A 21,928-nucleotide genomic window follows, 5' to 3' on the forward strand; every position below is an offset into this window, starting at 1 on the left:
GGAGGTGAGAGCCTTGACGAACGAAACCGATAAATCGCCCAGCAAGAGGGAACTTTTATCCCTTAGAGATAGTTTCATGGGACGCATTCCCATGTCCCAGAGATCTGTAACTGTGAAGTTTGCCTGGCAGGAGTTATGGTCGAAGGTCTCTCGTTACCTTTCCAAAGAAGATCTTATGGAACTCGGCGAGGCCTTGATATTCGCCGCCGAGGCCCACGGTGAGCAGAAGAGAGGGACCGGCGAGCCCTATATAATCCACTGTGTCTACGTCGCTTCGATACTTGCCGATATGAAGATGGACGTTAAAACCATGGAGGCAGCCTTGTTGCACGACTGTATAGAGGATACCGTCGTGACCAAGGATACCTTGGCCGAACGTTTCGGCGAAGAGGTCGGGGTTTTGGTCGACGGGGTCACTAAACTGGGCAAACTTCCCTTTAAGTCTTTCGAGGACTACCAGGCGGAGAACCTCCGAAAGATGTTCTTGGTCATGGCCAAGGATATCAGGGTGGTCCTGATAAAACTGGCGGACAGGACCCATAATATGAGGACTCTGGGTGCCCTTCGAAGGGATAAGCAACAGAGGATAGCTAAGGAGACCCTTGAGATATACGCTCCCTTGGCCCATAGGTTAGGGATATATCAGGTCAAGAGAACTCTGGAGGACCTGGCTTTCAAGTATTACGATCCCAATATGTATTACGAGATAAAGAAGAAGGTTCAAAAAAGGTTGCCCGAAAGAGAGGCCACCATAAAGAAGGCCATAGATGTGCTGGAGGAAAAGCTAAACTCCCAGGGCATCGATGCCCTGATAAAGGGACGAGCAAAGCATTTCTACAGCATTCTCGAGAAGATGAACCGCAAGGGACTTTCCGTCGACCAGCTTTACGATCTTCTGGCGATGAGGATCATAGTTGACGATATAACTACCTGTTACACGGTTCTGGGGATAGTTCACACCATATGGAAACCCATACCGGGGCAGTTCGACGACTATATAGCCAACCCCAAGAACAACATGTATCAATCGCTTCATACCACGGTGGTAGGCCCTTCCGGTGAGCCTTTAGAGGTTCAAATAAGAACCTGGGAGATGCATTGGCTGGCCGAGTACGGTGTAGCTGCTCACTGGCGCTATAAAGAAGGCGCCGACAAGATGGACGATCTTGATGCCAAACTGGAATGGATCAGGAAGGCCATAGAGGGCGGTCAGGAAACCCGTCCCGATGAGTTCATGGAGAGGTTGAAGGACGATGTCCTGACCTCCGATGTCTTCGTGTTTACTCCTCAGGGGGACGTGAAATCTCTTCCCAGGGGGGCCACTCCTATAGACTTCGCCTACGCCGTGCATACTCAGGTGGGGAATCAATACGTAGGAGCGATGGTCAATAACCGGATAGTTCCCACCGACTACGAACTCCAAAATGGCGACATCGTAAAGGTGTTGACCTCCTCTCAAGGGAAACCCTCTCGGGACTGGCTCAAGGTAGCGAAGAGCAACAAGGCTAAATCAAAGATCAGGACCTATTTCAAACACTTGGACTCTGTAGCCAAAGCAGAATCTCTGCAACGTGGCAGAGATCTGGTGGATAGAGAATTGAAAAAGCGTCTGCTCGGCAGTGAGGAGAACTCCTGTTCGCCCGAGGAAATATCCGCTGCTTTGAACAGGGTAGCCAGAGATATGGGGTACAATAACGGCGACGACGTTTTTTTCGCAGTGGGATCCAACAATCAGTCCGCTGGTCCTATTGCCGCTAGACTATGTTCGATTCTCTCCAGTCATGACGGTAGACCCGACCAGAGAGGCGATGTCAAAAGCGGTTTCGATAAAAAAGACAGCAACGCCGATATCGTAGTGGAAGGAGCCGATGGCGTTCTTGTGTCTCTCGCTAACTGTTGTAAGCCGGTGCCGGGAGATTCCATAGTTGGATTTGCGACCAGGGTTCGAGGAATAACCGTTCATAGGGAAAACTGTCCTAACGTGTCGTCCGTGTCGTCCGATAGATTGATCAGTGTCGCATGGGGAAATACCTTTAAAAAGAGGTACGATGCAAGGATCCTGGTAGAAGGACTCGATCGCCCCGGGCTTTTTTCAGACGTGGCTCAGGCGGTAACAAAGGCCGAGTCCAGCTTGTTGTCCGTGAAAGCCAACCAGATAGGCGGAGGACAGGCCAGGATGAAGCTGGAGGTAACGGTCAGAAATTTGGAACATCTTTACGCCGTTATCGCCAGGATAAATACCGTTAAAAACGTCATAGACGTGTCCAGGGGGTAATCTTGAATGAGAGCAGTTGTCCAGAGAGTCTCCCGAGCTGCCGTCTCGGTCGACGGAGTCGAGACCGGCAGTATCGATAAGGGGTTTTGTGTTTTTCTGGCCGTGGCACAAGGAGACGGAGAGAGACAGGTTGGATGGTTATCGGATAAAATAGCCGGGTTGAGAGTCTTCGAGGACGACTCGGGAAAGATGAACCTCTCCCTTAGAGACGTGGCGGGAGAGGTCTTGCTGGTGTCTCAGTTCACCCTTTATGGAGACTGTCGCAAAGGACGTCGTCCTTCTTTCGTTAAATCAGCTCCTCCCGATAAGGCGAAAGGACTCTATGAGGCGTTTATAGAGGCCTTGAGGGAGAAGGGCTTGGTTGTGGAGACCGGAGTCTTTCAAGCTCATATGGTCGTGGATATCGTCAACGATGGCCCCGTTACCTTGATGGTGGATACTCCGGAGGATATGTGATATGAAATGGAAACGTTTTCCCTTAGGGCCTCTTTGGACGAACGGTTATCTTCTCTGGGATGACGATGGAGTTGGTTTCTTCGTCGACCCCGGAGGCGATCCAACGGACGTGTTCAAATGGGTGGAGGATAATGGAATAGATGTCAGGACTATACTGTTGACTCACGGACATGGAGATCATATCGCCGGTGCCGCTGAGATGTCCAAGCGGTTGGGCTCGGATGTCTGGATTCACAGAGAAGACGAGAATATGCTCTGCGATAGGGACAAAAACCTCTCGTCCAATTTGGGTACAGAATGTCCTCCAGTCGAGGCCACTGGGTACCTGGAGGAGGGGGTTCCCCTTTCCGTAGGGAGTATGGATCTCCAGGTGATCCATACTCCCGGACATACCAGAGGGAGCTGCTGCGTTATCGTTCAAGACGGCAACGACAGGCTTCTTTTGGCGGGAGATACCCTGTTTGCCAGGAGTATAGGAAGGACCGATCTTCCTGGGAGCGTGCCGGAACTGATGTCCGGATCGCTGGAAAGGGTAGCTTCATTGGACGACGATCTTATCGTGCTTCCCGGCCACGGTCCGGAAACTGATATAGGGACCGAGAGGCTGGAAAACCCCTTCCTGTCATGACCGAGGATCAGCTTCCGAGAGAAAGACTTTTCAACAACGGGGCAACGGCTCTGAGCGATGTCGAGTTGCTCGCCATATTGTTGAGAACCGGCGGAGGCGGGGAGGACGTCCTAGGCCTTTCCGAGTCCATATTGGATGGATTTGGAGGTTTGAGAGGTCTCACCAGAGCGTCGGTAAAAGAGTACCTTTCCTTCAAGGGTATAGGGACGGCAAAAGCGGCTGGACTTGCGGCCGCAGTCGAGATAGGTAGGAGGTTGGCTATCTCAAATGGCCGTGATCCCTCCAGGGCTCCCTACTGGAGGGATGAACTGAAGGAGATCCAGATACGCCTTTCCGACGAGCCCAGGGAGTTGATAGTGGCTATTTTTCTCGGAGACAGGGAGCGTTTTCTCTCCAAGGAGATGATCTCCTTTGGAGGTCCTGACGGGGCTAGTTTGGATATCCGGCATTTCATGAGAGCTGCCGTTCGTCTGGATGCCTATGGAGTGGTTCTGGTGCATAATCATCCCGACGGCTCTTTGATCAGCAGCGCCGAAGACAGAACGCTTACCCGGATCGTTCGCGAAAGGCTGGACGCCTTGGGTATTCGATTTCATGGCCACTATATAGTCTCCAGGCTTGGTATAGCTGCGGTGGAGGAATAGGGGCAAGGATAAAGAGGAGGAACGTAAAGGTGGGCTTCTTTTCTGGTTTTTTGGGCAACGACGTAGGGATCGATCTTGGAACGTCCAACGTTGTAGTCTATCTATGTGGTGAGGGGATCGTTCTGGATGAGCCTTCCGCCGTGGCGGTAAGAAAAAGAAAGAGGGGCGGACAGGCCGAGGTAATAGCCTTTGGACATGAGGCCAAGGCCATGGCCGGTAAGACCCCTGCGGGAGTGTCTACGATAAGGCCCTTGAAGGATGGGGTCATAGCCAACTTTGATATGACCGAGGCCATAATACGTCATTTTCTTCAACTTACCGGAGGAGCAGGTATCAAGTCAAGACCGAGGGTGGTCATATCCGTCCCGGCAAAGGTAACCGAGGTGGAGAAAAAAGCCGTCATAGACGCGACCCTGGGAGCCGGAGCCAGAGAGGCATACGTCGTCGACGAACCGATCGCGGCGGCGTTGGGGGCAGGGCTTCCCATACAGGACCCCATAGGAAGCATGATTCTGGATGTCGGAGGGGGAACCAGTGAAGTCGCTGTATTATCCCTCGGCGGCATAGTGGTGAACAACTCCCTGAGGGTAGCCGGGGATGACATGGACGACGCCATAATAGCTATGTTGAGGCAGAAACACGCCATACTTATAGGGGAAACCACCGCGGAGGCGGTCAAGATAGACATAGGTTCTGCTATGCCGACCGACCAGGAGGTAGAGATAGAGGTAAAGGGCAGGGATCTAGCGGACGGTTTGCCGAAGGTCGCGACTGTATCGTCCGCCGAGATAAGGGAAGCGTTGGATCCTCTGGTCTCCAGAGTGGAGGACATGGTCAAGGTTGCTCTCGAACAGACTCCTCCGGAGCTATCGAAGGACATAGTCGATCAGGGGATCGTTTTGACCGGCGGAGTCTGTCAGCTTCGTGGTTTGGACCAGCGTCTCTCAAGGGCTTTGAACGCCCCGGTGATTCTATACGAGGATCCGTTGCACTCCGTGGCTCAGGGGGTCGGCAAGATCCTAGAGGATCTGAACGCCATGAAGAAGGTATTGATGTCCGTGGAAAAGGGGAGCCGTTGATATAGACCTCGGAGGATGGCATGACGGAGAATCGTCAGGGATACATAATATCTGGACTATGCGCCGTGGCTCTAGGGCTGGTATTGACTCTCGGGACCGGTAGTCCCTTTACCGAAAGGGCTATGGGGCTATGGACCGATTGTCTTGTTTGGTTGGAACAGCCTGCGTCGCATCTTAGGGGGTTTTACTGGACGGGACGTAAATGGGTCTTAGAGAGACGTTTTTTAATAGACAAACTGTCGAAAATGGAGGAGGAGAACGATGCCCTGTTTCTATCCCTTCATCTCAAGGATGCTTTAGATCTGCGGGATTTTCTCTTGGAATCCACTGTGAACGCCATGGTGGACTTGAGACTGCCTCTAAGTTGGTGGAAGGAAATAAGGATAAACCAGGGAGGCATGGACGGGCTTTCCCCCGGGGACCCTGTTTTGCAAAACGGTTTTTTAATAGGCCGGGTAAACCGTGTGGACTGCAGCAAGTCGTGGATTACACTTTTGACATCCACGGAAGAAATGACTCCTGTGGTTATAAGGGAGACCAGAGACGTCGGTGTAGTCGTCGGAGACGGTATGGGAGGAATATGGCTTTGTTATATACCGTTGGATTCCGAGATCAAAGCGGGCATGAATCTGGACACCGCTTTGATCAGCGAGATAATTCCTCCGGGAGTTCCAGTCGGAACTGTGACGGACGATATGAGAGATAACGAACAGGGGTATCGGGAATATCGAATCTCCTCGGGGGCCGATCTCTCCAGGCTTTACGACGTCAAGGTCTTTCGTAGAGGGGATAAACTTCCATGATAGCCGTTTTGGTCTTTGCCTGGTGTCTTCAGGATTTTCTCCAGGCGTTGTTTTTGGGGTGGACTAACTCTCCCGATGTATTTCTCCTGACTTTGTTGACAGTGGGATTGCTCGATGAAACGGCGGAGCACAGGTATCTGTGGATAGCTTTCATAGGTGGGGTGCTTATAGACCTCCGTTGGACCGGGGTTCCCGGAATGCATGGAGCTCTGTTCTGCGTCGCCTACATGACCTCAGGCCTTTTTTGGGCCTTTATTCCGAAGGAAGGTCGTGTTCCCTATCTCTTCCTGTCCTTAATAACGGTGAATTTGGTAGTAGTAGCCCTATTTCGGTGGGTGTTATCACAGGTCGGTTTACCTATAGGAACAGCCTCTTTTGGAGCCTGGGTGTTGCTAACGGTACCTTTCATACTGATATCGTGGCTCTATTATTGCTGGTTTTACAGGAGAGAAAATGTTTGACGATAAAGTGTTGCTGAACTCCAGACTACGGCTGATAAGGATAGCACTGATGCTCTCTATGTTGGTCCTGTTCAGCGGATTGCTGTATTATCAGGTTTTTCGATCCGACAAGTACGTCAAATTGGCGACGTCGAACAAACTGAGAGTGGTTAGGCTTCCCGCCAGAAGAGGGAGAATTCTCGATGCCAACGGGGTTCTTCTGGCGAACAATGTCTTGACGTTCGACATAGTGGGCTACCCGTTAGACCTTAGAAAAGAGGGAATACTGTCCGATTTTGCCGACCTGTTGGGTCGACATGGTATTCCTCTTACCGAGGAGATCCTGGAGAAGAGGATAAAAAAACAGTATGTAGTGCCCTACCGTTCCGTTGTTTTGCTCCGTAACCTGACCTTACCGCAGGTAACGGATCTGGTTGGGGATCCCGAATTTCCTCCGCAGCTTTTTCACCTTCCCGTCTGGAGAAGGACCTACCCTGTAGGAGCTCTCGTCTGTCACGTATTGGGTTACGTCGGGGAGATTTCGGAGCAGGAACTCAAGGAATTGGGGCAGGACGGCGAGACCTCTCGTTTTGTCGGAGGCGACGTAATAGGCAAGGGAGGGGTCGAACAGTTTTACGAAGATCGCCTACAGGGCTACCCGGGACACAAGGTTCTGGAAGTCGACGCGAGAGGGCGATTCGTCAGGATTCTGTCCGGGAGAAAGCCTGTCCCTGGAGAAGACCTGTCTTTGACCCTTGACCTGGGAGCGCAAAAGTTCGCTGCCGATCTTTTAGGAGAGAGTCGAGGTGCCGTCATAGCCATGGACTTGAGGAGCGGAGGATTAAAAGTACTTTACTCCAACCCTACCTTCGACCTAAATCCTCTTGCCTGGGGAGTTTCTTCCAAAGAATGGAGAGATCTCGTCTCCGATCCCCATCGTCCCATGATGAACAGAGCGATCAGTGGGACCTACTCTCCCGGTTCGGTGTATAAACCGGTCGTAGCCTATGCCGCACTGGCCGACGGTGTCGTAACGGAGAAGACTACTTTCTTTTGCTCCGGAAAGTTCGAACTCGGAAATCAGGTCTTTCGTTGTCATAGACGTTGGGGCCACGGAAACGAGGATCTAGTCGGAGCTCTGAGAGATTCCTGTGACGTCTATTTTTACGAGGTTGGACAGAGAGTAGGAATAGATTCGTTGGTTCGTTGGGGCAAGGTCTTTGGGATAGGCTTAAAGACCGGAATCGATCTTCCCGGTGAATCGGAGGGAAATATCGCAGGTCGGGATTGGAAGGAAAAGCGTTTCGGAGATAGGTGGTACAAAGGCGATACAGTAAATTATTCGATCGGTCAAGGGTTTCTCCTGATGACCCCTATACAGATATTGAGGCAGTTCGGAGCTCTTGCGACGGGGAAATTGTTGCGCCCCCATTTGTTCTCAGACGCGGCTTCGCCTCCGGTCGACCTCGGTCTCTCTCCTAAATTTCTCAAGGTGGTTCAAAAGGGCATGGCCGCTGTGGTCAAGCCCAAGGGGACGGGATGGCGTGCCGGTATCTACGGAGTCTCCGTGGCCGGTAAGACCGGTACAGTTCAGAATTCCGGAGAGGACCATGCGGTGTTCGGAGGATATGCTCCGGCCGAAAATCCACGCTATGCTGTCGTAGCTTTCGTAGAGGAAGGATTGCATGGCAGCACCGCCGCCGCTCCCATAGTTGGTCAGCTTCTGGCGTATTTGGTCAAAAACGACGAAGGAGGTTCCGGCGGTGCTTCAAGAAAAGGCAAATGACGATATGGTTACGTTGAAAGGACAGGGCAGTCTACTGAGATTATTGTTGCCCTCGAATGGTCCGTTGGAGATAGTGCTATCTCAGGCCAAACAGGCCTTGGATAAGGCATCTTCCATGATCGGCGATATAGGGATTGTCTTGGAGACCGGTTGTAGACGTCTGGACGGGATCTCTGTCGTTCGGATTCTGGAGGATCTTATATGGCCGATGTCCTTAAACGTGAAATATTGGAAGAGTGAGGATAGAGAAACAACCGTTCTTCTTAAGAGATCTGGTTTTTCCTTGGAGGACGATGAGGTTTCCTCCGGTAATCTCTGCACCGGAGAGCCCTTGGTGGTGGATCGATCCCTTAGATCGGGTCAGAAGGTGGTTCACGATGGCGACGTCCTTATACTGGGGAGCGTTCACGATGGTTCCGAGGTTTTGGCGTCAGGAAATATCTGCGTTTTTGGAAAACTTCAGGGCCTTGTTCACGCTGGTTCTCAAGGAGACGATAGAAGGTTCATCGCCGTCGATTCCTTTATGGCTCGTCAGGTAAGGATAGGCTGTAGGGTCAGCAACGAAATGGCCCAGTCGGAACAACGCTGGTGGGGAAGGCCTGTTATAATTTCCATTGAAAGAGGGTCTTTTTTGGTTACCGAGCGAGATTGATTACGGGTTTTATAATTTTAAAATAGATGGGGGTTTTTTCTGTGGATGCACGGGTGATAGTTGTTACCTCGGGCAAAGGCGGAGTGGGAAAGACGACCACCACCGCCAACGTCTCAATGGCGCTTGCCAAGAGAGGCTATAAGGTCGTGGCCGTCGATGCGGATATAGGACTAAGAAATCTCGATGTCATCCTCGGACTTGAGAACCGAATAGTATATAACCTAGTGGATGTCATAGAGGGTAATTGCGGACTTCGACAGGCTATGGTAAAGGACAAAAGGGTAGAGGGGCTTTACCTTCTTCCGGCGGCTCAAACCAGGACCAAGGATGCGGTGTCTCCCGACCAGATGAAGTATCTCTGCGACGAGCTCAAGAAGGAATTCGACTTCGTTCTTCTTGACAGTCCCGCCGGTATCGAGGGGGGGTTTCAGAATGCGGCCATAGGAGCCAGAGAGGCTCTGGTCGTTACCACTCCCGACGTTTCCGCTGTAAGAGATGCCGACAGGATCATAGGAATGCTCGAGTCGATGGGGAAGATGCCCATAAAACTCATCGTTAACAGGATAAGACCCCAGATGGTGGCCAAGGGAGAGATGTTATCGGTCGACGACGTGCTGGAGATCCTTGCAGTGGACCTCGCTGGAATAGTCCCCGAGGACGAATCGGTCGTGACTTCCTCCAATAAAGGGGAACCTCTCACCATGGGGGACGGATCCCCTGCTGCCAGGGCTTTTGCGAATATAGCCGGAAGAATAGTGGGAGAGGAAATAAACCTGCTGGACATGAGGTCATCTCAAAGGGAAGGTCTTCTGGATGGCTTTAAAAAGTTCTTTCTCCGGAAGTAGAAAGGGACAGATATGAGTTTTCTGGATAAGATATTCGGTAAGAAAAAATCTCAGTCCGTCGCCAAGGAGAGGCTCCAGCTAGTATTGATCAACGATAGATCGGACATCTCCCCAGAGGTGCTGGAAAGGCTTCGAGAGGACTTAATCTCCGTGATCTCCAGTTATATGGAGATAGATACGGAACATATAGAGATGGACTTCGATCGAGAGGGGAAGAAAGTGGCCTTAGTGGCCAACATCCCTGTAACCAACATCAGGAGGGGCCAGCGAGGCAACAGGGATGTCTGAGGAAAGAACGCATTCCTTCCGTAGATCGTTGAAAGGACTCGATCTTGCGCTGTTCTTCTGCATCGCAGTTCTGTATTTCGTGGGAGTTGCCTTCATATACAGCGCAGCATCGGGGATAAACGTCAGCGGAATTGGTTTCGCTCGTCGCCAGTTGGTATGGGGGGGCGTCTCAATTCTGGCCTTCGGTGCGGTTCTGAAAGTCGGTTACAGACGTTTGTTAAGTTGGGGGTACTGGATTTACGGTGGAATTCTCTGTTGTCTCGTATTAGTCTTGCTTACAGGAGTCGTGGCGAAGGGAGCCCAGTCCTGGTTCTCCTTCGGTGGACTCAGACTGCAGCCATCCGAGATGGGGAAGATCTCCTTGGCTTTGTTGCTGGCCAAGCTTTCGGTATACGGCAAGTTGGAGACTCTTTCGGGCTTTCTGAAGGTGTGGGCTCTGTCCGGGTGCAGTCTGGTCCTTGTCTTGCTCCAACCGGACCTGGGAAGTGCCCTGGTATATGCGACCATGATCTTCGCCGCTCTATGGGCATCAGGGTGTCGTAAACGCCATTTCTTTTCCCTTATAGGCCTTGGATTGGCCATGCTCCCCGTGGGATGGCATTTTCTTAAGGGATATCAGAAACAGAGGTTGATGGTCTTCGTTGATCCATCCCTAGACCCGTTAGGGGCGGGCTATAACGTCATACAGTCCAGGATTGCCGTCGGTTCCGGGTCGATCTGGGGCAAGGGATTCCTTCAAGGTACCCAGAGCAAGCTTCGTTTCTTGCCTGAGCCTCATACGGATTTTATATTCAGCGTTTTTTCCGAGGAATGTGGTTTCATCGGAGGAGTCGTTGTTCTGGCTATTTTTTCGTTGCTTTTCTGGAGAATGATCTCCATCGCGATCAAGACCAAGGATAAACAGGCTAAAGTCATGATAGCCGCCTTGACCGCCTGGATATGGTTTCAGGTCTTCGAATGTGTGGGGATGAGCATGGGGCTTCTTCCCGTGACGGGGCTTCCTCTTCCCCTTCTGAGTTACGGAGGTAGTGCCTTGGTCGCCACCTCCGTTGCCTTGGGATTGATAGCGAGTGTGGGCATTACCGATGAGATGGAGCGCCAGACTTTTGAAAGGTAATCGTTTTTGTTTTTAACTGACAGGGGAGCGATTTATGTTTTTTGACGAGTGGAACGATCGACGATGGGAAGCGATGGCCTCGGTCAAGCGTCCTTCGAGATACGCCGGAGGGGAGTGGGGAGACACTTCACCCAAGGTAGGTCCCTCCTACAGGATATGTCTGTGTTTTCCAGATGTCTACGAGGTGGGTATGAGCTATCTGGGGTATCAGCTTTTGTACTCCATGATAAAAGGACTCGATCGGATAGATGTGGAGAGAGCTTACTGTCCTTGGATAGACATGGAAAAAGAGATGAGATCCAGGAACATCTCTCTGGGATCTCTGGAATCCGATCGGTCTCTGTCCGACTTCGACGCCTTAGGATTCACGTTGCAATACGAGCTCTCTTTTACGAATATACTGACCATGCTTGATCTGGGCGGCATCCCCCTGAAGGCATCCGATAGAGGTGATGACGCCCCGCTTGTCATAGCGGGAGGCCCGGGGGCGCTGGCTCCCGAACCTATCTCCGAGTTTTTCGACCTTATCTGTCTTGGAGACGGAGAGGAGATGCTCCCATCTCTGCTCGAGTCATTGGCCGAATCTTCCGAAATGTCACGGGACGACAGAATTCGTATGGCCTCCGATATCCCGGGGGTCTACGCTCCTTCAATAATTGATTGGACCTACGGCGAGCAAGGTGCCTTACCTCTTGAGTTGAAAAGCTCTCTTTCCAGAGTAATTTCTGCCGACATGGACTCGATCTGCCCCGATTCCGCGATAGTTCCGTCTGCCAGTATCCTGCACGACAGGATCGCCGTCGAGGTCTTTCGTGGTTGTTCCAGAGGATGCCGCTTCTGCCAGGCTGGGATGATATATCGCCCCATAAGGGAACGATCTCCCGAAAAGGTATTGGAGACGGTAAAGAAACTTGCCGAGGCCACCGGATGGGAGGAGGTCAGCCTCGTGTCTCTGGCGAGCTGCGACTACTCCAGGATCGGCGAGGCCATAGAGATGTTGAGGCCTTATCTGGACGCCAGAGACATGAAGCTCAGCTTGCCCAGCCTCAGGATGGACAACTTCGCCCTCTCTTTGGCCGCAGGGCTGGACGTAATGAAAAAAAGCGGTTTGACCTTGGCGCCGGAGGCGGGATCTCAGAGGCTCAGGGACGTGATAAACAAAGGGGTCTCCGAGGAAGACGTGGAGACCACTCTGAAAGCTGCCTTCGAGCACGGGTGGAATAGGATAAAACTTTATTTTATGATGGGGCTTCCGACGGAGACGGAGGAGGATCTTGCCGGGATTCTCAGGATAGCCGATAGAGCCGCCAAGATAGGTCGTTCCATGAAAAAGAGGGGGCAGATCTCCGTTTCGGTGGCAGGTTTCGTGCCGAAACCTCACACCCCTTTCCAATGGGAGGCTCAGGACGATATCGAGACCCTAAGAGAAAAGGGACGATGGCTCAAGGGACGTGTCAGAGATAAGAAGATATCTCTCAGGTACCATGAACCGGAGCAGACTTTTCTGGAAGGCGTTTTCGCAAGAGGCGACAGGAGATTGGGCGATGTCATAGAGCGGGCCTGGCGTTTAGGGGCCCGTTTCGACGGTTGGACCGAGACATTCGATCTGTCCATATGGCTCAGGGCTTTCGAGGAATGTTCCGTCGACCCGGAATGGTACAACCAAAGGGAGAGGTACAGGGACGAGGGCTTCCCCTGGGATCACATTGACGTCGGAGTGACCAGAGAATTTCTCTGGAGAGAGAGATGCCGTTCCAGGGAAGGTCTTTTAACCCCCGATTGCCGTGGAGGGACCTGCTCTGCCTGTGGATGGCAGGGGCGAGGATGCAGCTGGTCCGGGGGAGGTGCCGATCTTGCCCAGAATTAGAGTCCTTTTCTCTAAAAGAGGTCCTTTTTGTTTCATACGTCACGTCGAGTTACCTCAGATATTCTCCCGGGCTGCCGCCAGGGCGGGGTTGTCCATAGAGTTGACGGAGGGATTCTCCCCCCATCCCAAGATCTCCCTAGGTCCTGCTCTGCCTGTCGGTGTGGTCGCCTGTGCCGAGCCGGCGGAGATCTGGTTCGACGACTGGCGGGATTCATATCTCGAAAAGTTTGACGGCGCTCTTCCCGACGGCCTTTCTGTGTTTGCAGCCGAGCCAGTCGAGGGAAAATCGCTAAATAAACTCTCCGATGCCGGGGAGTATGTCGTGCATTTTCCCCGTGACGAAAAGAGAGAGACAGTTTTGTCTCTCTTGAGAGAGGAAAAGCACCCCTGGGAGGAGTCCCTTCTCGACTGGGAGATAATCGATCGCTCCTTCCGTATGGTTATGTCGTCCCCCTCTCAGAAAGGTCCGGGGCATATAGTCAAAAAACTGGTAGAGATGGAGATAATCCGGGGATGGGCCGATGTAAGATTGGCTCGTCTTTCCGTAGGTACATGGAACAGCGAATCTAAAAAGGTGGTTCCTCTGGTCGAGAGCGCCTCTGGGACTCTTTCCGTCAGAGAGGGGTGAGACCGTGGCCGATCGGGACAGCGAGATCAGGATAATAGCCAACACAGTCGATCCCGAGGAGATGAGGGTAGCGATAATAGAGGGCGACAGGCTCAGAGAGCTCTTCATAGAGCGGATGTGGGAGCGCCAGAAAACAGGTGAGATCTACAAAGCCAGGGTGGAAAGCGTCTTACCGGGTATGAACGCCTCCTTCGTCAACCTAGGGGACGGCAGAAACGCCTTTCTCTATCTCAACGACGCCAAGGGGTACCATCTAAAGCCTGGGATGGACGTGGTCGTTCAGGTCGTCAAGACCGCCAGAAAAAACAAAGGAGCCAGGGTTACAACCAGACTGTCTCTGCCAGGACGTTTTCTCGTGATAGTCCCCGGAGGTCAGGACGTCGGGGTTTCGAAGAGGATCGTGGAAGACAAGGAACGTCTCAGACTCAGGGACGTAGCCAGACAGCTCTCGAAAAGAGAGGATATCGGCATCATCGTCAGAACCGCCGCCGAAGGTCAGGATCCGGAAATTCTCGAAAACGATTTCGATAGCTTGATGCAACTTTGGCGCGAGGTCGCACACGAGGCCGATGTACAGACAGCCCCATGCCTTCTCTATCGGGATCCGGGGCTTACCGGCCGTGTCCTTCGGGACGAGTTCTCCGGAGACGTCTTCGAGATCGTGACCGACAACGAGGAAGAGAAAACCAAGGTGGAGGAATGGCTGAGGACATACGGGGGACAGGTTATGCCGTCGGTATCCCTTCATCGAGGCAATACCCCTGTCTTCGAGTTCTACGACATAGAGAAAGAGGTAGCGGCCGCGCTGGACCAGAAGGTATGGCTTCGTTCCGGTGCCTATATAGTGATCGAACAGACCGAGGCTATGACGGTAATAGACGTAAATACCGGTAAATTCGTAGGCGATACGGACCTGAGGCACACGGTTTTACAGACCAACCTCGAGGCAGCCGACGAGATAGCCTGGCAGCTTCGTCTCAGAGCCATCGGTGGAATAGTCATAGTGGATTTCATAGACATGGAATGCGAGGAAGATAAAACGGCCTTGGTCCAGAGGATGGAACAGCTTTTGGCCGACGATCGATGTCGCTCCAAGGTCTTCGGAGTTACCCATCTTGGATTGGTGGAGATCACCAGAAAGAGAGCCAGAACTGACGTGAGGTCCATACTCACGAGGAGCTGTCCTTTTTGTGGCACCACTGCCAGGGTATTGAAGGAAGACAGCGTCGCCGTGACATTGAAACGATTCATCCGAAAAATCGTCAGGTCCAATAAATCGGAGGCCATGCTGTTGGAATGTAACTCCCATATCGCCGGCTATATAGCGGAGACCTATCTCTCCGTATGGGAGGAGGCTTTCGAACGTGCAATAGCTCTATGTGCCGTCCCTTCGATGGATTGGGAGAAATTCAGATTGGACTATCAAGGGAGCAGGGAAGGGCTTGAAAAGAGAGTCGCCCAGCGTCAGGAGGAGGCCCTAGTTGTATATAGCACGACTTCAGCTTAAGAATTTCAAAAGTTTCGGTGGATCCCACGATCTGCCCCTCTCCGAGGGATTTACCGCCATAGTCGGTCCGAACGGCAGCGGCAAGAGCAACATACTGGACGGACTCAGGTGGGGACTGGGAGACAGCAACGGCGGGCGACTGAGGATCACCAGACAGTCCGATCTGCTATTTCAGGGAACTGCCACCCGTCAACCGGCAAAGTCGACCGAGATAGCCCTGGAGCTGAAGGATGCGGACGCATCTACCGTCATACGCAGAAGATTCTCCGACGATTCCGGGGCGGTTACCTTGGTCGACGGTGTAAAGTATCGACTTCAGGATCTCTCGGAAGTCAAACGTCGATGGCGGTTGGACGGCGACAGATTCGCCTTTATCGGACAAGGTGACGTGACGGATGCTATTACCCATCGCCCCATGCAGAGGAGAAATCACCTGGAGGAACTGTTCGGGATAGATACCTATCGAAAGAGGCGGGACGACGCCTTGAACAAAATCCTCTCCGCCGAGGACGAGATGGGACGTCTAGAAGCTTTGATGGCCGAACTGGAATCCAGGAGGCGTGAGATAGCCCCGGCGGTTGTCAAGGCGAAAAAGGCTAGGGACATAGAGACGGCCCTGGATGAATCCAGGGCCGACTGGTATCGGCTCAGACGTCGAGACATGGAAAGCGAGATAGAGGACCTCTCCAGAAAACTGGTCGAGGAGAGGCGCCGTTCCGAGGAGAGGCTGGGATGGAAGCTCATCTGGGATACCGCTTTGAACCGGCTCAAGGAAAAATCCGTCCAGGTGGAGAGACGTAGAATAGAGTCCAGACAGAGACTGTCCAATATAGACGGAGTACTCGAGACCTTGGGAAGAGAGGTCTTCGAGCTAGAGACGGCGCTCAGAGTAGAGGAAGACAGGTTTTCCCGGCTGGAAATGTCCTCCGTCGATCTCAGGGAGAAGGAGAAGAAGGTCTCCGGGGAGCTCGAATCTACAGAGGAGGACTTGCTGTCGGTCGGAAAGGGATTCGACGATAGGCGAGCGGAACTGGCCGATCTCGAGGCCAAACAGGAGGACATCCTTCGAAAGATGGAGGCCCATCGTTCCAGGAGAGAGCAGCTGATCCTCCGAAAAGAGGAGCTGCTTGCATCCATAGAAGCGGCTAAAGCTAGAAGCGGAGCTCTTTCGGGATCGGATAGAGAACGTCGGACCGCATTGAAAAAGCTTTCCATCGAGATAGGCGAACTGGAGAAGGCTATCGAAAAAGCCAAGCTCGTCGAGCGGGATCGCAGAAACGATTTAAAAGAACGTTCCTCCTCCAGGTTGGAGGCGAACAGAAAGTGCAGCGAATTAGGCGCCACGGTTCAGCCTATTCGCAAGGAGATCCTTCAGTTGGAGAGAGAGCAGGACTCCCTTTCATCTGCGGCAAACGATGGACTCTATCCAAGGCCGGTAAATCACGTAATCTCCGCGGCCGACCTCGGTCGTTTGACCGTGAGACCGACCCCTGTGATAGAGTCGTTTCAGTGCCCCGAAAACCTTACAGTAGCCATGGACGCGGCTCTGGGAGGCCGTCAGTTCTGGTTGTTGGTCGAATCCATGGAGGATGCCAAAGAGGGCATAGAGGAACTCAAAAGAAGCAAGGCCGGAAGGGCCACCTATCTTCCTCTGGACAGGACGAGGCCGAGGACGGCCAGGAACGTTCATCTTCCTGAAAAAGGTATCGTAGGTTGGGCTATCGACCTCATGTCCGTCATGGAGGTATGGAGGCCCGCCCTGGAGCATATATTCGGAGATCTTCTGATCGTGGAGGACTACGAAGTTGGGGCGTCTCTCGTCTCCGGAGGATACCGTTTCCCGATCGTCACGGTAGCCGGAGAGGTGTTCTCTCCGGGAGGTACGATAAGCGGAGGTCGAAAGCGCAACTCCGGAGGGGCCCTGCAGATAAGAGGGCGGCTCCACTCGGTGGAAGGACGCCTTGACGAGAGCAGAAAGAAGCTCAGAGATCTGGAGAGAACTCTGGCGGGGGCGGAAGTAGACGAGGCCAGATGGGGTGAGGAAGAAAAGAAAGCCTCCGATCTCGTCGCAGAGGCGGAGAGAGAGGTCCTCAGAGGCGAGAAGGTCCTGGCCGATCGAATCAGGGACAGGGATATGCTGGAGAGCGAGGCGAGCCAGACTGCCAAGAGGCTGGAATCCCTAGATAAAGAGATCTCAGAGGCAGAGGCGGAGTTGCTCTCCGTTTCGGAGGAGATCTCCGGTCTGACCGCCCCGGAGGACGAGACCGTAAGGGATCGACTGAACGAACTTCGTCCGGAACTGAAACTTTGGGAGGAACGCAAGACAGCTGCATTCTTGAGAGTCGAGAAACTACAGTCCGATCTGGATGAGATCAAAGCAACCCTCTCAAAAACCCTGTCGGAGTCCTTGACCCTCAAGGAGGAGATGGACCGGAGGGGCCGAAGACTGTCCCAGTTGAGGTCGATGGTGGATGCCAAAAAGGGGGAAAGAGCCGAGGAAAAAGCCGCTTTGGACGATACCGAATCCGGTGGAGGCCGTCTGGGTGAGGCTCTGGACCGTTGTTATCTAAGATATCAGCTTGCCTCGGAAAGGTCGGACGACGGAGAGAAAACCGTATCGTGGTTGGAGCAGAAAAAAGACAGGGTAGCCAGTCGCCTGGAAGATCTTGTGGAATCCTGGGAGTCCCGATATCCTTACCTTCCCGAGGGGGATACGGTCGAGGGCGATCTGGACGAGACGGAACGGAAGGTAAAGAGGCTGGAAAACGCTATGGCAGCTCTGGGGGACTTCGATAGAGGCGCTCTGTCGGAGGACCAATCCCTGGAAGGCCGGATAGAATACTATCGCGAACAGACCGAGGACGTCTCCTCCGGCATATTGGAACTTCGCTCACTCGTGGAGACCACAGATCTTCAGGCGGGGGAGCTGTTTGGAAACGCCCTGGAGAAGATAGATCTTCGGTTCAACGGTCTTTTTCAGCGATTGTTCGGCGGAGGCGAGGCCCATCTTAGGCTCCAGGAGGATGGAGGACTTTGGGACTCCGGCGTCGATATAGTGGCCCGTCCCCCCGGAAAAGGATCTGCTTATCTGGCCCAGCTCTCAGGAGGAGAGCAGACCCTCACAGCTCTCTCGCTACTTTTTGCCTCTATGGAGGTAGCCCATGTGCCAATGGTGGTGCTGGACGAGGTGGACGCCGCGTTGGATGAGGTCAACCTTGGGAGATTTGCCGGTATAGTCTCGGATTACGCGTCCTCCCTTCAGATATTGGCGATGACCCATCGTCGACAGACCATGGAGAGGGCCGACGTCATGTACGGCGTCACCATGTCCGAGCCCGGCCTATCCCAGATAGTAGGGGTCAGACTGGAGGATTGGCTATGATAAACCTTAAGTCCATAAGCGAAGATTCCATAAACGGCGTGAATATAAAATTGTTGCAGCCTTTAAAGGGGCCGAGGGTAAACGTCGATACGGTCCTTCTCGCGGGGTTTTCGAAGGTTCGTAGAGGCGAGAGGGTCTGTGAGCTGGGTTGCGCTCACGGTGCCGTCTCCCTAATTCTGGCTAAGAGAAAGGAAATTTCCGTGGTCGGCCTGGATATACAGGAAAACCTGGTCCATATGGCGGAGAAAAACCGGGAGCTCAACGAACTATCGGACAGGGCCTCTTTTATACACGGAGACCTACGGGAAATACATAAAATACTACCCCCTCAGGGATTCGACGTCGTAGTGGCAAACCCTCCATACGGCGATCCGATCAGACACAGGACCGGCAACAGATCGGAAAACGTGCTGGCGAGACACGGAGTGGCCTGTTCCGTGGAGGACGTGGCGGAGGCCTGCCGGTATCTTTTGGGAGACAAGGGAAGAGCCTACTTCGTCTTTGCCGCCGAGAGGCTGGTGGACTTACTCTGTGCCCTCAGGTCCCGCGGGGTGGAACCTAAAGCTTTAAGGGCCGTCCATCCCAGAGAGGGCAAGGACGCCTCCGTCTTTCTGGTGAAGGCCCTCCGGTCGGCCTCTCCAGGCATAAGGCTTCTTCCTCCTCTGAGGATAAACGACGACGGCGGTAACTACACCGAGGAGCTGCTGGATTTCTACTCCCCGGAGGGATCGCCATGCCCCTGATAGTTATACCGACCCCGGTGGGCAACATGGACGACATAACCTTGCGAGCTCTGGAGGAACTTGGAAAGGCCGATGTCGTGGCCTGCGAGGACACCAGACACTCTGGGTTGCTCCTCAAACGTCACGGAATAGACGCCAGGCTGCTCTCGTATCATAAACACAATGAAGCCGGCAGGTCGGAGGAGCTGTTGGATCTTCTGGCTCGAGATAAAAGAGTGGCTCTGATATCCGATGCGGGAACCCCCGGCATATCCGATCCGGGATACGAGATCGTAAGAAAAGCCGTGGACGAAGGCTTCGAGATAGACGTCCTTCCCGGGGCGACCGCCTTCGTACCGGCCCTGATTTTGTCGGGGCTTCCTCCCCATCCCTTTCTGTTTTTCGGGTTCCTGTCCGACAGGGAAGGTGACAGGATCAGAGAGTTGACAGGGCTCAAGGACATCCCCTGGACGCTGGTCTTCTACGTGTCGCCACACAAGGTCGTTAGACATCTCGAATCGATGATATCCGTCTTCGGGGACAGAAAATCGGCTCTGGTAAGGGAGATCAGCAAGATCCATCAGGAAGCCTTGCGGGGATCCTTGACGGCAGTTCTCCGAAAGGCCGAGTCGGGATTAAAGGGGGAGATGGTCCTGGTCGTGGAGGGGGCCTCCGTTGATTCCGGAGACGAAGAGGCCCGGTGGAAAGAGAGGGCTCTCGATATGGCCCAGAAGGGGATGTCCCTGAAGGACGTTACCTCGATTCTTTCGGAGGAACTGGGAATACCGAAAAACCCGATAAAAAAATGGCTCCTAGGACAAAAGGGGATAAAATAGAGGGAGTTTTACTTTTGCAGGAGGTCGAGATCATGTCAGATTCCAAGCACTTTTACATAACCACGCCGATCTATTACGTCAACGACGTGCCTCATATCGGTCACGCCTATACCACCATAGGGGCGGACGTTATGTCCCGTTACAAGAGGATGGACGGCTACAATGTGTTTTTTCTCACCGGAACGGACGAGCATGGACAGAAAATCTACGAGAGTGCCAAGGCCAAGGGGATGACCGCCCAGGAACTTACGGACGAGATGGCGGAGAACTTCAAGAGGCTTTTGCCCGTGTTGAATATATCCAACGACGATTTTATCAGAACCACCGAAAAGAGGCATGAGAGGGTTGTCCAGTCCATATTCTCCAAACTCATGGACCAGGGGGATATCTACAAGGGGACCTACAAGGGCCTATACTGCGTGCCCTGCGAGACCTACGTTCCCGAGAGCAGCATGGGAGAGAACAACACCTGCCCTGATTGCGGTCGTCCCTTAGTGGAGATGGAGGAGGAAAGCTACTTCTTCAAGACCTCCCGCTACGCCGACAGACTTTTGAAGTATTACGAGGAGAATCTGAAGGCTATAATGCCCAAGACTCGCTACAACGAGATAGTCAGCTTTATCAAAAGTGGCCTCAGGGATCAGTCGGTTTCCCGAACCTCCATATCCTGGGGCATTCCAGTTCCGGGGGACGAGAAACACGTCATATACGTTTGGTTCGACGCCCTTATAAACTACCTCACTGCCTGCGGTTACGAGGACGACCCGGAGAAACTGGCGGCATTCTGGCCCAACGTTCATCATCTCATGGCGAAGGACATAATACGTTTCCACTGCGTCATCTGGCCCATCATGGTGATGGCCCTGGGACTGAAACCTCCCGTCAGGGTCTTCTCCCACGGGTGGTGGACCATGGAGGGGGAGAAAATGTCCAAGTCCAAGGGCAACGTGGTGGATCCCTTCGAGATGGTCGATCTCTACGGTGCCGACGCTTTCCGATACTTCCTGTTGCGACAGGTCCCCTTCGGTATGGACGGAGACTTCTCCGAGGCCGCCATGGCACAGAGGATCAACTCCGATCTGGCCAACGACCTGGGGAATCTCCTCAGCCGGACCGTGTCGATGGTTTTGAAATACAGGGACGGGATAGTGCCGAGTCCCTCCGATCTCTCGCCCCTTGACATAGAGCTTTCCGAGGTGGCTAGAAAAGCGCTCGAGACCTACAGGGAAAAGATGGACGATTTCGCCTTCGACGAAGCTCTCAAGGCCGCCTGGGGGCTTATCGGAAGGGCAAATAAATACATAGACGAGACCATGCCTTGGAAATTAGGCAACGAAGGGTCTAAAGAGCCTCTGGACGCCGTGCTGTGGGGACTTGTGGAGAGCCTTAAGTTGGTATCCATGATGATATCTCCCTTCATGCCAGAGACCGGTCATAGGGTCTGGTCTCAGCTTGGCTTCTGCGGCGACCCCGCCAACCTCCAGTGGGAACACTACCGCTGGGGAGAGCCTACCGCCGGCATGTTATCCGTCCACAGGAGCAAGGATGTGCTGTTTCCCAGGATAGACATGAAGGAATGGGAGGAAGCAAAAAACAAGAGGGATATCGCAAAAGGCAAGGTAGTCGATCCGGGGGAGCACGAACCTCAGATAACCATAGACGATTTCGCCAAGATAGAGCTCAGGGTAGCCCAGATAGTGAAGGTGGAGGAGGTTCCCAGGGCCAGGAGGCTGTATAAGCTCGAGATCGATCTGGGATACGAGAGGAGAACTATAGTCTCCAGCCTCAAGGAAGACTTCACCGCCGAAGAGCTTCAGGGACATAAAATAGTCGTCGTGGCCAACCTGAAACCAGCCAAGATGTGTGGTGTTCAGAGCGACGGAATGCTTTTGGCCGCATCTCTGCCGGGGCACGACGGGCTGTCCCTACTGGCCCCCTTTGAGGATATACCTCTGGGCAGCAGGGTTCATTAG

At 53.2% G+C, this 21,928-nt stretch carries 19 protein-coding genes; all 19 read left to right on the top strand.

Annotation, left to right across the window (positions count from 1 at the left end; translation table 11 throughout):
- Positions 1 to 13: 13 nt before the first annotated feature.
- From L2W58_RS10450 to metG, 19 genes are read left to right on the top strand one after another with little or no spacing between them, the layout of a single operon-like run.
- A complete protein-coding gene (locus L2W58_RS10450) occupies positions 14 to 2,275 on the top strand; it encodes a RelA/SpoT family protein (RefSeq protein ID WP_420827992.1) in 2,262 nt (753 codons plus the stop codon).
- 6 nt (positions 2,276 to 2,281) lie between these two features.
- Entirely contained in the window at positions 2,282 to 2,731 is a 450-nt protein-coding gene (gene dtd, locus L2W58_RS10455) for a D-aminoacyl-tRNA deacylase (RefSeq protein ID WP_236103285.1), read from the top strand.
- Between the two features lies 1 nt (position 2,732).
- Positions 2,733 to 3,359 carry an MBL fold metallo-hydrolase gene (locus L2W58_RS10460; protein WP_236103286.1) on the top strand — a complete coding sequence of 209 codons (627 nt, stop codon included), beginning with the start codon at positions 2,733 to 2,735 and terminating at the stop codon, positions 3,357 to 3,359.
- Entirely contained in the window at positions 3,356 to 4,003 is a 648-nt protein-coding gene (locus L2W58_RS10465) for a JAB domain-containing protein (protein ID WP_236103287.1), read from the top strand. Before L2W58_RS10460 ends, L2W58_RS10465 begins: the two co-directional genes overlap by 4 nt.
- 29 nt (positions 4,004 to 4,032) lie before the next feature.
- A complete protein-coding gene (mreB, locus tag L2W58_RS10470; protein ID WP_236103288.1) occupies positions 4,033 to 5,082 on the top strand; it encodes a rod shape-determining protein in 1,050 nt (349 codons plus the stop codon).
- 20 nt (positions 5,083 to 5,102) lie between these two features.
- A complete protein-coding gene (gene mreC, locus L2W58_RS10475; RefSeq protein WP_236103289.1) occupies positions 5,103 to 5,885 on the top strand; it encodes a rod shape-determining protein MreC in 783 nt (260 codons plus the stop codon).
- Positions 5,882 to 6,346, top strand: coding sequence for a hypothetical protein (locus tag L2W58_RS10480; protein ID WP_236103290.1), 465 nt, complete (start codon positions 5,882 to 5,884; stop codon positions 6,344 to 6,346). Before mreC ends, L2W58_RS10480 begins: the two co-directional genes overlap by 4 nt.
- Positions 6,339 to 8,111 carry a penicillin-binding protein 2 gene (gene mrdA / locus L2W58_RS10485; RefSeq protein WP_236103291.1) on the top strand — a complete coding sequence of 591 codons (1,773 nt, stop codon included), beginning with the start codon at positions 6,339 to 6,341 and terminating at the stop codon, positions 8,109 to 8,111. Before L2W58_RS10480 ends, mrdA begins: the two co-directional genes overlap by 8 nt.
- The gene (locus tag L2W58_RS10490) at positions 8,089 to 8,763 is read left to right on the top strand and encodes a septum site-determining protein MinC (protein ID WP_236103292.1); all 675 of its coding nucleotides are present in this window, start codon (positions 8,089 to 8,091) and stop codon (positions 8,761 to 8,763) included. Before mrdA ends, L2W58_RS10490 begins: the two co-directional genes overlap by 23 nt.
- Positions 8,764 to 8,804: 41 nt before the next feature.
- Positions 8,805 to 9,608, top strand: a complete 804-nt coding sequence (gene minD / locus L2W58_RS10495) for a septum site-determining protein MinD (protein WP_236103293.1) — start codon at positions 8,805 to 8,807, stop codon at positions 9,606 to 9,608.
- A gap of 12 nt (positions 9,609 to 9,620) precedes the next feature.
- The gene (minE, locus tag L2W58_RS10500; protein ID WP_236103294.1) at positions 9,621 to 9,896 is read left to right on the top strand and encodes a cell division topological specificity factor MinE; all 276 of its coding nucleotides are present in this window, start codon (positions 9,621 to 9,623) and stop codon (positions 9,894 to 9,896) included.
- A 28-nt stretch (positions 9,897 to 9,924) separates the two neighbouring features.
- Complete coding sequence (gene rodA, locus L2W58_RS10505; protein WP_236103295.1) at positions 9,925 to 11,013, top strand: rod shape-determining protein RodA; 1,089 nt, start codon at positions 9,925 to 9,927, stop codon at positions 11,011 to 11,013.
- 34 nt (positions 11,014 to 11,047) lie between these two features.
- A complete protein-coding gene (locus tag L2W58_RS10510; protein ID WP_236103296.1) occupies positions 11,048 to 12,880 on the top strand; it encodes a TIGR03960 family B12-binding radical SAM protein in 1,833 nt (610 codons plus the stop codon).
- Positions 12,867 to 13,508, top strand: a complete 642-nt coding sequence (locus L2W58_RS10515) for a TIGR03936 family radical SAM-associated protein (protein ID WP_236103297.1) — start codon at positions 12,867 to 12,869, stop codon at positions 13,506 to 13,508. The genes L2W58_RS10510 and L2W58_RS10515 overlap by 14 nt, the downstream gene beginning before the upstream one ends.
- Positions 13,509 to 13,512: 4 nt before the next feature.
- Complete coding sequence (locus L2W58_RS10520; RefSeq protein ID WP_236103298.1) at positions 13,513 to 15,015, top strand: Rne/Rng family ribonuclease; 1,503 nt, start codon at positions 13,513 to 13,515, stop codon at positions 15,013 to 15,015.
- Positions 14,990 to 18,397: a chromosome segregation protein SMC gene (smc, locus tag L2W58_RS10525; RefSeq protein WP_236103299.1), complete on the top strand. Its 3,408-nt coding sequence runs from the start codon at positions 14,990 to 14,992 to the stop codon at positions 18,395 to 18,397. The genes L2W58_RS10520 and smc overlap by 26 nt, the downstream gene beginning before the upstream one ends.
- Entirely contained in the window at positions 18,394 to 19,140 is a 747-nt protein-coding gene (locus L2W58_RS10530) for a tRNA1(Val) (adenine(37)-N6)-methyltransferase (protein ID WP_236103300.1), read from the top strand. Before smc ends, L2W58_RS10530 begins: the two co-directional genes overlap by 4 nt.
- A complete protein-coding gene (gene rsmI / locus L2W58_RS10535) occupies positions 19,131 to 19,955 on the top strand; it encodes a 16S rRNA (cytidine(1402)-2'-O)-methyltransferase (RefSeq protein WP_236103301.1) in 825 nt (274 codons plus the stop codon). Before L2W58_RS10530 ends, rsmI begins: the two co-directional genes overlap by 10 nt.
- A gap of 32 nt (positions 19,956 to 19,987) precedes the next feature.
- A complete protein-coding gene (metG, locus tag L2W58_RS10540) occupies positions 19,988 to 21,928 on the top strand; it encodes a methionine--tRNA ligase (protein ID WP_236103302.1) in 1,941 nt (646 codons plus the stop codon).

It is taken from the genome of Dethiosulfovibrio faecalis, from assembly GCF_021568795.1.
Classification (GTDB): Bacteria; Synergistota; Synergistia; order Synergistales; family Dethiosulfovibrionaceae; genus Dethiosulfovibrio; species Dethiosulfovibrio faecalis.

What these genes read in the sequence shown, in the direction of transcription:
- rsmI (WP_236103301.1), top strand. Translation starts at nt 19,131, where the DNA reads ATGCCCCTGATAGTTATACCGACCCCGGTGGGCAACATGGACGACATA.
- mreC (WP_236103289.1), top strand. Translation starts at nt 5,103, where the DNA reads ATGACGGAGAATCGTCAGGGATACATAATATCTGGACTATGCGCCGTG.
- L2W58_RS10530 (WP_236103300.1), top strand. Translation starts at nt 18,394, where the DNA reads ATGATAAACCTTAAGTCCATAAGCGAAGATTCCATAAACGGCGTGAAT.
- L2W58_RS10480 (WP_236103290.1), top strand. Translation starts at nt 5,882, where the DNA reads ATGATAGCCGTTTTGGTCTTTGCCTGGTGTCTTCAGGATTTTCTCCAG.
- minE (WP_236103294.1), top strand. Translation starts at nt 9,621, where the DNA reads ATGAGTTTTCTGGATAAGATATTCGGTAAGAAAAAATCTCAGTCCGTC.
- L2W58_RS10465 (WP_236103287.1), top strand. Translation starts at nt 3,356, where the DNA reads ATGACCGAGGATCAGCTTCCGAGAGAAAGACTTTTCAACAACGGGGCA.
- L2W58_RS10510 (WP_236103296.1), top strand. Translation starts at nt 11,048, where the DNA reads ATGTTTTTTGACGAGTGGAACGATCGACGATGGGAAGCGATGGCCTCG.
- L2W58_RS10460 (WP_236103286.1), top strand. Translation starts at nt 2,733, where the DNA reads ATGAAATGGAAACGTTTTCCCTTAGGGCCTCTTTGGACGAACGGTTAT.
- mrdA (WP_236103291.1), top strand. Translation starts at nt 6,339, where the DNA reads ATGTTTGACGATAAAGTGTTGCTGAACTCCAGACTACGGCTGATAAGG.
- dtd (WP_236103285.1), top strand. Translation starts at nt 2,282, where the DNA reads ATGAGAGCAGTTGTCCAGAGAGTCTCCCGAGCTGCCGTCTCGGTCGAC.
- metG (WP_236103302.1), top strand. Translation starts at nt 19,988, where the DNA reads ATGTCAGATTCCAAGCACTTTTACATAACCACGCCGATCTATTACGTC.